Origin of the sequence: Bradyrhizobium sp. CCBAU 11430 (assembly GCF_028128855.1) — a bacterium.
Lineage (GTDB): Bacteria > Pseudomonadota > Alphaproteobacteria > Rhizobiales > Xanthobacteraceae > Bradyrhizobium > Bradyrhizobium ottawaense.
The window spans coordinates 21784-28161 of record NZ_LBJV01000028.1 but is presented as its reverse complement, the minus strand read 5'-3'; the positions used below and the strand labels follow the sequence as shown (position 1 = coordinate 28161).

General features: G+C 59.0%; 3 protein-coding genes and 5 pseudogenes. 3 read left to right on the top strand and 5 right to left on the bottom strand.

Translation table 11 applies throughout. The features are described from left to right. Positions 1 to 112: 112 nt before the first annotated feature. Positions 113 to 430 (bottom strand): annotated as a pseudogene (locus tag XI04_RS08535) (transposase); the annotation flags it as partial. Between the two features lie 232 nt (positions 431 to 662). Here XI04_RS08535 and XI04_RS08530 point away from each other — a divergent pair. Next, positions 663 to 1056: pseudogene (locus tag XI04_RS08530) on the top strand (transposase); the annotation flags it as partial. Here XI04_RS08530 and XI04_RS08525 read toward each other — a convergent pair. Next, positions 979 to 1170 carry a hypothetical protein gene (locus tag XI04_RS08525; RefSeq protein WP_271623578.1) on the bottom strand — a complete coding sequence of 64 codons (192 nt, stop codon included), beginning with the start codon at positions 1168 to 1170 and terminating at the stop codon, positions 979 to 981. The pseudogene XI04_RS08530 and the gene XI04_RS08525 overlap by 78 nt on opposite strands. Positions 1171 to 1374: 204 nt before the next feature. Here XI04_RS08525 and XI04_RS08520 point away from each other — a divergent pair. After that, positions 1375 to 2063: pseudogene (locus XI04_RS08520) on the top strand (integrase core domain-containing protein); the annotation flags it as partial. A gap of 78 nt (positions 2064 to 2141) precedes the next feature. Next, complete coding sequence (locus XI04_RS08515) at positions 2142 to 2369, top strand: hypothetical protein (RefSeq protein ID WP_271623577.1); 228 nt, start codon at positions 2142 to 2144, stop codon at positions 2367 to 2369. Positions 2370 to 2536: 167 nt separating this feature from the next. Here the strand turns inward: XI04_RS08515 and XI04_RS08510 are convergent, their stop codons facing one another. The 3 genes and pseudogenes from XI04_RS08510 to XI04_RS08500 all read right to left on the bottom strand — a co-directional run bounded on the left by XI04_RS08510 (position 2537) and on the right by XI04_RS08500 (position 6305). Next, positions 2537 to 3418 carry a TauD/TfdA dioxygenase family protein gene (locus XI04_RS08510; protein WP_271623576.1) on the bottom strand — a complete coding sequence of 294 codons (882 nt, stop codon included), beginning with the start codon at positions 3416 to 3418 and terminating at the stop codon, positions 2537 to 2539. A 1030-nt stretch (positions 3419 to 4448) separates the two neighbouring features. Beyond that, positions 4449 to 4885: pseudogene (locus XI04_RS08505) on the bottom strand (3-hydroxyacyl-CoA dehydrogenase family protein); the annotation flags it as partial. A gap of 137 nt (positions 4886 to 5022) precedes the next feature. Further along, a pseudogene (locus tag XI04_RS08500) lies at positions 5023 to 6305 on the bottom strand (IS701 family transposase). Positions 6306 to 6378: the final 73 nt, after the last annotated feature.

Below are 6378 nucleotides of genomic sequence, written 5' to 3'. Positions count from 1 at the left end.
ATTCGCCGCATTGTCCGCGACCGAAGATCGTGTTCCCAAGCGTGGTGTAGCTGGCGGTGGCCCACCGCGTTCGACGGCTGGAGCCGGGTCTGTCAGCTGGCGATAGCCGTGAGGCGACGTTCGGATCATCGCTCAATGGTGCGATGGTTTCTAGCGTCATGTAGCGGGCACGCTGGACCGCCCATTCATCGTCGAGCAGAATGGCTCCGATGAGGCGGACGATGGCGTCCTCATTGGGGAAGATGCCGACCACCTCGGTGCGCCGTTTGATCTCGCCGTTGAGGCGTTCGATCGGATCGGTAGAGTCCAACTTGGTCCGATGCTGCGGCGGGAACGTCATATAGGCGAGCACGTCGGTCTCGGCCTGGTCGAGAAAACCGGCAAGCTTGGGCAGCTTGGGGCGGAGCTGATCGGCGACCTTGCGCCATTGTGCGAGCAGCCTTATTAAGGGCGCAAGTCGCTCGGCCGCCATCAGATCCACCGCCGCTTTTGAAGCCTCCAGTCCGACACAGCGGCGCCAATCTAACGCAAATCTAGGATTGCGAACTTGTGACTCCAGGCTCTAACACTACTTTGGCAGATTGTTGATTTTTCGTGTTTTATAGGATTCCTGAATCAATTTTTCAGCGATTCATGGGTGGTCGGCTCTTGGAGGACTGACCATGCCAGGATGCGAAGACGAACTCGAACGCTGGTTGATGCCGTTCTTGGACTGGCTGGGTCATAAGACCCGGCAGCGGATGTGTCCTCTGTATATTGCGGGATTGATCGGTCCCGGCTATGTAAGAGCGTTCAGCCGATGGCGGAAGGCCCTGCCACGACAACTACGACCAGTTGCACCACACCTCACTTCCCAAGAAGGGTGACCGCTCGGTCGGTGTTGCGGCTCAATACGCCTCGGCAGTCGGTAAAAGGGCAAATTGCCAAACACTGCTGTCTTTGACGCGTGCAAGCGGCGAAGTGCCAGTGATGGTCGCGTTACGTCTCTTTCTGCCTGACAGGTGGACAAGCGACATATCTCGTTTGAAGCGCGCTCGCGTGCCAGTCGAACATCAACACCACGGTCAGCTCCATCAAGCGTTGGGCGGCAAAGCCGATCATCTCGCGCAGTAGATCCGCATCAGGGGTCTTCTCCACGAGCGTGCGCAGGTTCATCATGTCGTCGGTCATCGGTGGTTCCTCGGTCGCGTTGGCGTGTCGCACACCCGATCCTACCAAAGAACTGCCGGTGACCACCGCAAAGCGCCCGCCCGCTACCTATTTGGGGGCGCGCGTCCGGGCGGCTTTGCTCTAGCGATAGTCCCGCGCGAAAGAGACAATTACCGCTGGCGAGTAGGGTGGCAACTACGCGACGAAATGAAGAAGTTTGCAGCCAAGTGGGAGGGCTATCGGATCAAGCACAAGAAATTCTTCCGGCTCTACGGGGAAGAGAGGCCGCGGTTCGTCGCCGTGCGGCCGCAAGCGGGCGATCGGGACCCGAGCGCGGGCGACGATGCCGATGGTGCCCAACGACCGCTGGTCGCTCGACTTCGTCTCGTCAACTCACCGCTGGTCGCCGCTTCCGCATCCTGACCGTGGTCGATGATGAACCCGCGAGTGGCTGACCCTTCTGGCCGACAACTCCGCCCTCGGGGCCAGGGTCGCGCGGGAACTGGACGGGTTGGGTGATGGAGCGGAGCAAACCCAAGATGGGTCAGCGGCAACGTAGCAAGTTTACCGGCAATGCCATCCTGACCTGGACCGACCAGAGCCGATTCGCGTGGCACTACATCGCGCGCCGGGCAAGCCCATACACAACGCCTTCATCAAGAGGTTAAACGGCCGAGTGCGGGAGAATTGTTGAACGAGACGCTGTTCACGTCGCTGGCCGAGGCCCGCGTCACGCCTGGATGCTGGCGGGCCGATTACAACAACGCACGACCACACTCGCAGCTCGGATGGAAAACCTCGTCGGGGTTCGCCTTCACCTGTTATCCGCGCCGCGATCTGGCGCTGCGCTATGCGAAGGCTCCGCGCCAGCTCCCGTCGCTTTCACCGCCCAACAGGGCAGATCGAACCGATAGGGCGAACTCAGATTTGGATAAAACCGGGTCAAGGTCACTCCGGATGACGGCGCGGAAATCTTGTGCCTGGAGCGCAGATTGCCAGGCAGCTGGGTGCAGCCATCACACGATGAAGACTACTTGGCGGTGGGTGAAGTGAAGGCGTTCAAGTCGCTTGAGCGGGAGAAGCGGCTCGATTGCCTGCAAGGGTGGCTGCGCGAGAGGCTTGTTCGGCACCGCGGCAACCCGAATGTGATGCGCCTGGTGCCGAGGACGGCGGTGGGTCAAGCTCCATTTTTAGATGGGTTCCGCATCGATCGAACTTAATACGACCACCCGAGCCTCTGAGCTTTTTGCAGAACGTTCCGTACAACTGCACCTCAAAGAACAACGGCTCACCCGCTTGTTTCATTCTGAGTGCGGTAGTAAACAGCAATCACGCGCAGGGGCCGATACTTGCATCGGGTAGATCTCCGCCGATTTTGGTCGAGGTGTTAGACGACATTTTCAGGCGGCCGCTCGATGAACTTGAAACGCGCGGCACTGTGACGACCGTCGACGCTGATTGGCACCTCGCCCTCAATGGTCGCGCGTCGAACGACCCGGCGTTCTTCACCGTAGTCCTTGGTCGCACAATGCATCGTGGCTCGATTGTCCCAGATAGCAACATCACCCTGCTTCCACTTCCAGCGCATCGTGTTTTCTGGCGCAGTGATATGAGACTCAAATAGCTCGAACAACTTCTGGCCGTCGGACCGCGAAATTCCTACAAAACGTTCTACATAAGACCCCAGCACTAGCGTGCGCTCGTCGGTCTCGGGGTGAACGCGGACGACCGGATGTTCGGTCTCAATTCTAGGTCTGGCAAGCCCTTCCGCAGAAAGCTTCTTAGAGGCTCCCGGGAAGCTGTGAACAGCCCAAAGGTCATCGGCAAGCCGTTGTAACGGGCGGGGCAAATCGAGATATGCGGCCGCTGTATTTGACCACACCGTGTCGCCGCCGACCAGTGGAATCACAACACCTCGCAGTATGGAAATCTTCGGATAAGCATCCATGCAGGACCAATCAACGTGCCAAACGTCGGCTTGAATATCCCCGCGTACGGAATCGATTTCAAGAATTGGCAACTTTCCCTCGGGATATGGCGAACGCTTCCCGAAAAGAAGAGCAAGGCGCTCTTGCTCGGCGTCGTCGAGATGATGCTGCTCGCGGAAAAAGATGACCTTGTGCTCTAGCAGCAGATTTTTTAGCGCAACAATGGTCTTTTGCGACAAATCAGCCGAAAGCCTGATGTTCTTGATTTCAGCGCCAATGCGCGCTGTCTGTTTGATAATGTCGGTGCGTGGAATGACATTTGTGACGTTCAGTTCACTCATGGTGGCATTCTCCAAATTGGCAGTCCCTTTTCGCCAGACAAAGGTGTTCAGTCGTGACGTTGGCGTTCATGCCATTATAGACGTGAGGTTAGGTTATCCTATGTGAGCGTCTGTTGAGCGTTTTACTAAATGTCCTCGGGAAAACCGGACTGAGCCGAACAAAGTGTGCGCTGCCAGAAGCCTCCCGCAGAATCAACAGGTCGACCGATTCAGCATGTCAGCTCCGTGGTTTGGTAACACTTCAACAATGCTAGCGGGCACATCTGTTGACCGGAAATCACCGACGGCTCGCAGTTTCGTAGTCGCAAGGCTGGTTTCACATTGCCTTCTCTTCATCTTGCTTGCCTCCTGTTCGGTAGAGAACTTTTACATTTCGGCTTTGCCTTCGCACCTACCATTACTGGTGAACCTGGCACCGTGCCAGGGCTTCGACTGAAGGAATATCCTCGCCGGCGAGCTCAGAAGACACCGAGCCACAGCGCTTATTGATGCATTCGAGCCAAGGGGGTCGATCCGCGCCCCTGCTAATCTTCGAGGATCAGCGCGCGATCGAAACCACATGGGTACGCGCCACTGGTCCCGAGGTCGAACGGCTTGCTAAGCCGCAGAGATCGGCCCACGCCGCGGAGTCAACCTTAAAGCCGCCCTGGAAAGGCCCGGCCAGATCGATCGGCGGCTTCGTACGATGCGATCGCCAGTCAAGAGAGACTGAATTTCTTCGATACAGCCTCTTATGACCGCGCCCCCGATCAAGACCTGCTCTGGCGTGTCTCGGCTGCTCCGATGGGTATCTAGACGGTGGGATTATGGGCAAACGGCCATCGCGAGCTCCAGCCTGTTTACGTCGTACTCCACAATCCCCTGAGCAGAGATTGTAGTTTGAACGTGACCGAAAAATATGAAATCGGTTCTCAATGCGATCGGTGTGCTCTCGGGATTCGCGCAGCAAAGCAATGTGAGGCGGGCGAGTTTTGCCTTGTGGACGTAACCAAGCATCAATGTTCTAGCTTCGCCTCCTTGGTGTGTCCGGCTAAAGCATTGATGACAAATGCTGGATCACGCCGTTTCGACGCTGCCCGAGCGAGGCGAACGTCTTGCCTTCATCGGCAAGCTTCTTCAGCAGCGGTGCCGGCTCAAGGTTCGGCTCGTCGGTCTCCCTGGCGTAGAAGGCCAAGCGATCGGCGATGTGCTTGAGGCCGACGCTGTCGGCCCAGAACATCGGGCCGCCGCGATAGATTGGGCGGCCATAGCCATAGAGCCAAACGACGTCGATTTCGGACGGACGGGCCGCGATGCCTTCTTCGAGCATCTTCGCGACCTCGTTGATCATCGGGTACATCATGCGCTCGAGGATCTCCTCGTCGCTGACGACGCGCTTCTTGCGCCCCAGCCGGCGATCAGCTTCTGGACCTCGGGATCCGGCAGCGACGCGCGCGAGCTCGTAGTGTAGTAGCCGTTGCCGGTCTTCTAATCTTACTGCGTCATTGGCGCCGACGTCATTCGATGCTGCGGGGGTGCCACAACAGGGACATCGCGGAAAAGTTTTGATGAGCGCGCGGATCAGTCTGGCGCGCATGGTTGCGATCGAGTTCGGGACATGACGTTCAGGCCGCGCGGGCGGAGCCTCTGGGTCGATAATCTTCGGGTAAGTCAGGCACCGCGATTGGCGCGGTGGAACGAGGTCCTGAGGGGGGAATCGTCGCCTGCTCGGCGATCAGGAAGCCGTAGGCCGCGATGCACAGACTCGCGTGGTGATGGAAGCCGCGCCAGCCCCGCCCCTCGTAGTGGCCGAGCCCGACCTCCTGCTTGAGCTCCTGATAGTCGCGCTCGATGCGCCAACGCAGCTTGGCGAGATCGACGAGCCGTTCGAAGCTGATGGTCTCCGGCAGCGTTGCGAGCCAGTATTTGGTGGGCTCTGCTTCACCCTTGGGCCATTCGATCAGCAGCCACTCCGGCGACAGCTTCTCGGGGATTAGTTTGTTATACCCGACACGGACGCGCACACGCGCAAAGCGCGAGGACAGCCGGTCGGCCGAGCCTTCCCGCCACGTCACCGTGCGCCAGGCCTGCTTCGGTAGAGCAAGCATCACTTCCTTGGCCGAGACCAGATCGGGCTCATCGCGTCGCCCGGTATTGTTTAGCGGCCTGTCCTTGCGTCGTGGGCCAGTGCCCGGTCGCCACATCAAGGTGTTTGGCAAGATGCCGGCGACGTAGAGTACGCCCAGGGCTGTCATGCCCGCGCGTAGCCGCGAGTCATTGCCGTAAGCCGTATCCATCAATCCGACGCCACGCGGCAAGCCGGCTTCGCAAGCCCAACGTATCTGCTCCAGTGCGATCTCCGGTTTGGTCCTGAACTTGATCTCCTTCGGAACACCCGCCTTGTTCCGTCGTGCGCGATCCTTCGCCCAGGGTTCCGGCAGGTACAGCCGATACGTCACCGGAAGGCTGGCGACATGGTTGGCAATCGACAAGGACACTGCCACCTGGCAATTGGCCTGCTTGCCGAGCTGACCGCAATATTGGTGGTGCACGCCGACCGAGTGCTTGCCTTGCTTCGGGAACGACGTGTCGTCGATGATCCATGCCTCGATCGGTCCCGCCTTCTCGATCGCCGGCAACACCATCTGGCGCACCTTGGCCAACACGTCCTCCCCGACCAGGTTGCGTTACCGACAAAATGCAGCAACGACTGGTGCTGTGCGGCCGTCCGTGCCGGAGCCGTTCGGGCCGCCATCGGCTCAACGCTCTTGCGTTCACCCGGCAGCATCAGGCCGGTGCAGTAGTCACGCAGTGGCCTCAGGCGCACTGCCTGATCGATAACACTTCCCAGCTCCGCTACATAAGCCGCAAACCGTGCCTCCCCGTCTCCAACCTGATTGAGATCCATCTGGCCCTCCACGCGCCAAATATTGAATCTCTTCAAATATTTGATTCTTCGCCCTCGCGGGCGCGGCCGAATG

Excerpts from the sequence above, each read along its gene's own strand:
- XI04_RS08525 (WP_271623578.1), bottom strand. The coding sequence starts at position 1,170 with ATGACCGACGACATGATGAACCTGCGCACGCTCGTGGAGAAGACCCCT.
- XI04_RS08510 (WP_271623576.1), bottom strand. The coding sequence starts at position 3,418 with ATGAGTGAACTGAACGTCACAAATGTCATTCCACGCACCGACATTATC.